This is a genomic window from Streptomyces tanashiensis, assembly GCF_014648895.1.
GTDB classification, from domain to species: Bacteria; Actinomycetota; Actinomycetes; order Streptomycetales; family Streptomycetaceae; genus Streptomyces; species Streptomyces tanashiensis.
Genome location: NZ_BMRZ01000046.1, coordinates 1 through 4,320 on the forward strand (window position 1 = coordinate 1; position 4,320 = coordinate 4,320).

Sequence of the window (4,320 nt, forward strand, 5' to 3'; positions counted from 1 at the left end):
CCGCGTGCCTCCCGCGTCGGAACCGGCGCCCGGCTCGGTCAGGCCGAACGCGCCGAGCATCTCACCGGCACACAGCCGCGGCAGCCACTCCCGCTTCTGCTCCTCCGTGCCGAAACGGAAGACCGGCATCGCGCCCAGCGAGACGCCCGCCTCCAGGGTGATGGCCACGGAGGAGTCGACGCGGGCCAGCTCCTCCAGGGCGATCCCGAGCGCCAGGTAGTCGCCGCCCATGCCGCCGTACTCCTCGGGGAACGGCAGGCCGAACAGGCCCATGCGGCCCATCTCGCGGACGATCTCGTAAGGGAACTCGTGCCGCTCGTAGAGGTCGCCGATCTTCGGCGCGACCACGTCGTGCGCGAACGCCTCGACGGTACGGCGGAGTTCCTCGTGCTCTGCGGAGAGCCGGTGGTCGAGGGACATGTCTTTCGTCACTCCTTGTGGGAGAGGGCGCGGACGGTGCGGGAAGGGCTGGGCCGGCCCAGCTGTTCGGCCATCCACACGCTCGTGGCGGTGAGGGCGGCCAGATCGACGCCGGTCTCGATGCCGAGACCGTCGAGCATCCACACGAGATCCTCGGTGGCGAGATTGCCGGTCGCGCTCTTCGCGTACGGGCAGCCGCCGAGGCCGCCGGCGGAGGCGTCGACCGTGGTCACCCCGTGGCGCAGGGCCGCCAGGGTGTTGGACAGGGCCTGTCCGTACGTGTCGTGGAAGTGCACGGCGAGACGGGAGGTGGGCACACCGGCCTCGTTCAGGCCCGTCAGGAGGGCCTGGACATGCCCCGGGGTGGCGACGCCGATCGTGTCCCCGAGGCTCAGCTCGTCGCAGCCCATGTCGGCGAGGGCCTTCGTGACCCGCACGACCTGCTCGACGGGGACGGCGCCCTCCCAGGGGTCGCCGAAACACATCGAGAGGTAGCCGCGCACCTTCAGACCGGCCTCTATGGCCCGGGTGACGGTCGGCGCGAACATCGCCAGCGCCTCGTCGACGGTCCGGTTCAGGTTGGCCTTCGCGAAGGACTCCGTCGCCGAGGCGAACACGGCGACCTCACGGGCGCCGAGGGCGAGGGCCCGGTCGAGCCCCCGCTCGTTCGGCACGAGCACCGGGAGCCGGACAGGGAGGTCCCGCACGAGCGGGAACAGCTCCTCCGCGTCGGCGAGCTGGGGCACCCACTTCGGGTGCACGAAGCTGGTCGCCTCGATCGTGCCGAGCCCGGCGGCGGCGAGCCGCCGCACGAACTCGGCCTTCACCTCGGTCGGGACGGCCGTCTTCTCGTTCTGCAGCCCGTCCCGGGCACCGACCTCGTGGATCCGGACCCGGGCGGGCAGCGCGGGGTCGGGGACGGTCATGGGCAGACTCATTCCGCGTCCTCCTCGCGAGGCGTCACCACGGCCAGGATCTGGTCCATGGCGACGGTGGTGCCGGGTGTGACGTCGAGTTCGGTGACGGTGCCGGCGTGCGGGGCGGAGATGACGTGCTCCATCTTCATGGCCTCGACGACGAGCAGGCTCTGTCCGGCCTCGACCTCGTCCCCGACGGCCACCTTGACGACGGTGACCGTGCCGGGCATGGGCGCGGCGAGCGTGTCGGCCCCACCGTGCCTCGCCCCGCTGAGCGCGGCCTCGACGGGGTCGTGGTCGAGCACGTGCCAGGAGTCGCCGTCGCGGCCCAGCCAGGAGCCGGCGCGCCGGAAGTGATGGGTGATCCCGTCCAGCGTCACGGTCACCGCGGTGTCCGTGACCCGCGCCCCGGCGGGGGCGTCGACCGTGACGGGTTCGAGCCCCGGCACGCGGAAGGGGAAGGCGAGCCGCTTGGGCGCACCGCCGAGCCGGAAGCCGTTCGGCACCGAGAACGGGTCCGTCCAGCCCTCCCGGGGCTCCGGGGCCAGCCCGGCGAGCCGTACGGCAGCCGCGGCCGCGTACACCTCGTCGGGGACGCCCTGCGGGACCAGGCTCTCCGCGTCCCGCTCCACCAGACCCGTGTCGAGGTCGCCCGCGATCACGTCCTCGTGGGCCAGGAGGCGGCGCAGGAAGCCCGCGTTCGTCGGGACGCCGAGGGTGACCGTCTCCGCGAGCGCCGCGCGCAGCTTGCGGAGGGCCGTCGGGCGGTCCTTCGCGTGGACGATGACCTTCGACAGCATCGGGTCGTAGAGGGACGAGACCTCCGTGCCCTGCGACAGACCCGAGTCCGTGCGGACGCCTTCGCCCTGCGGCTCGTTCAGCGCGAGGACCGTGCCGCCCGAGGGGAGGAAGCCCCGTGAGGGGTCCTCCGCGCAGATGCGGGCCTCGATCGCCCAGCCGTCGAGACGGATGTCGTCCTGCGCGAAGGGGAGCGGCTCGCCGGAGGCCACCCGCAGCTGCCACTCCACCAGGTCGATGCCGGTGATCAGCTCGGTCACCGGGTGCTCGACCTGGAGACGGGTGTTCATCTCCATGAAGTAGTACGCCGACGGGTCGACGCCCGGCACGATGAACTCGACCGTGCCCGCGCCCACATAGCCGCAGGACCGCGCCGCCTCGACCGCCGCCGCGCCCATGGCGGCGCGGATCTCGGGCGTGAGGAGGACGCTCGGCGCCTCCTCGATGATCTTCTGGTGGCGGCGCTGGAGCGAGCACTCGCGCTCGCCGAGGTGCACCACGTTCCCGTGGGTGTCGGCGAGGACCTGGATCTCGATGTGCCGGGGCCGGTCGATCCACCGCTCCACGAGCAGCGTGTCGTCGCCGAACGAGGCGCGCGCCTCACGGCGGGCCGCCGCGATCTCCTCCTCCAGGACCGACAGGTCCCGGACGAGCCGCATGCCCTTGCCGCCGCCGCCGGCGGACGGCTTGAGCAGGACGGGCGCGCCCAGTTCGCGGGCCGCCTCGACCAGTTCGGGATCGGCGGCGCCGGGGACGACGGGCACGCCCGCCGTCTTCACGGTCTCCTTCGCCCGGATCTTGTCGCCCATCAGGGAGATCGCCTCGGCGGTCGGGCCGATGAAGACCAGACCGGCGTCGGCGCAGGCCCGCGCGAAGGCGGCGTTCTCCGCGAGGAAGCCGTAGCCCGGGTGCACGGCCTGCGCCCCGGTGCGGGCGGCGGCGTCGAGGAGGGCCGGGACCGACAGATAGGACTCGGCGGCCGGCGGCGGACCGATCCGTACCGCCGTGTCCGCCTCACGGACGTGCCGGGCGTCGGCGTCCGCGTCGCTGTAGACGGCCACCGAGCGCACGCCGAGCGCCCGCAGGGTGCGGATGACGCGGACGGCGATCTCGCCCCGGTTGGCCACGAGGACGGTGTCGAACATGCTGTGCATCTCCTGAGGGCCCTTCACATCCGGAAGACGCCGAACTGGGGGTCACCCAGGGGCGCGTTGGCACAGGCGGTCAGGGCCAGTCCGAGGACCTGCCGGGTCTCCAGCGGGTCGATGACCCCGTCGTCCCACAGCCGGGCCGACGCGTAGTAGGCGCTGCCCTGGGTCTCGTACTGCTCGCGGATCGGAGCCTTGAAGGCCTCCTCGTCCGCCGCGCTCCAGTCGTCGCCGAGCTGGTCCCGCTTGACCGTCGCGAGGACGGAGGCGGCCTGCTCGCCGCCCATGACGGAGATCTTGGCGTTGGGCCACATCCACAGGAAGCGGGGGGAGTACGCGCGGCCGCACATCGAGTAGTTGCCCGCGCCGTACGAACCGCCGACGACGACGGTCAGCTTCGGGACCCGGGTGGTGGCGACGGCCGTGACCATCTTCGCGCCGTGCTTGGCGATGCCGCCGTGCTCGTACGCCTTGCCGACCATGAAGCCGGTGATGTTCTGGAGGAAGACGAGCGGGATCCCGCGCTGGTCGCACAGCTCGATGAAGTGCGCGCCCTTCTGGGCGGATTCGGCGAACAGGATGCCGTTGTTGGCGACGATGCCCACCGGATGACCGTGGATCCGGGCGAAGCCCGTGATCAGCGTCTGCCCGTACTCGGACTTGAACTCCTGGAAGCGGGAGCCGTCCACGACCCGGGCGATCACCTCACGCACGTCGTACGGGGTGCGGGAGTCCACCGGCACCGCGCCGTAGAGCCCGGCCGGGTCGACCTTCGGCTCCTCGGCCGGCTCGACCGACCAGGGCAGCGGGCCGCGCTCGGGGAGCGTGGCGACGATGTTGCGGACGATCCGCAGCGCGTGCGCGTCGTCCTCGGCCAGATGGTCGGTGACACCGGAGATCCGCGAGTGGACCTCACCGCCGCCCAGCTCCTCCGCCGTGACGACCTCGCCGGTCGCCGCCTTCACCAACGGCGGACCACCCAGGAAGATCGTGCCCTGGTTCCGTACGATCACGGCCTCGTCGCTCATCGCCGGGAC

At 72.3% G+C, this 4,320-nt stretch carries 4 protein-coding genes; all 4 read right to left on the reverse strand.

Annotation, left to right across the window (positions count from 1 at the left end):
- A partial coding sequence (locus IE237_RS40320; protein WP_189807198.1) for an acyl-CoA dehydrogenase family protein occupies positions 1 to 420 on the reverse strand: 420 nt, incomplete at its 3' end.
- 8 nt (positions 421 to 428) lie between these two features.
- Positions 429 to 1,358, reverse strand: coding sequence for a hydroxymethylglutaryl-CoA lyase (locus IE237_RS40325; RefSeq protein ID WP_189807199.1), 930 nt, complete (start codon positions 1,356 to 1,358; stop codon positions 429 to 431).
- The gene (locus tag IE237_RS40330) at positions 1,355 to 3,289 is read right to left on the reverse strand and encodes an ATP-binding protein (protein WP_189807200.1); all 1,935 of its coding nucleotides are present in this window, start codon (positions 3,287 to 3,289) and stop codon (positions 1,355 to 1,357) included. The genes IE237_RS40325 and IE237_RS40330 overlap by 4 nt, the downstream gene beginning before the upstream one ends.
- Positions 3,290 to 3,303: 14 nt before the next feature.
- Positions 3,304 to 4,320, reverse strand: a 1,017-nt coding sequence (locus IE237_RS40335; protein WP_308433169.1) for an acyl-CoA carboxylase subunit beta, incomplete at its 5' end; no start/stop codon positions are given.

Bases quoted from the DNA above. Each gene is read 5' to 3' on its own strand.
- IE237_RS40325 (WP_189807199.1), bottom strand. From the start codon at position 1,358: ATGAGTCTGCCCATGACCGTCCCCGACCCCGCGCTGCCCGCCCGGGTC.
- IE237_RS40330 (WP_189807200.1), bottom strand. From the start codon at position 3,289: ATGCACAGCATGTTCGACACCGTCCTCGTGGCCAACCGGGGCGAGATC.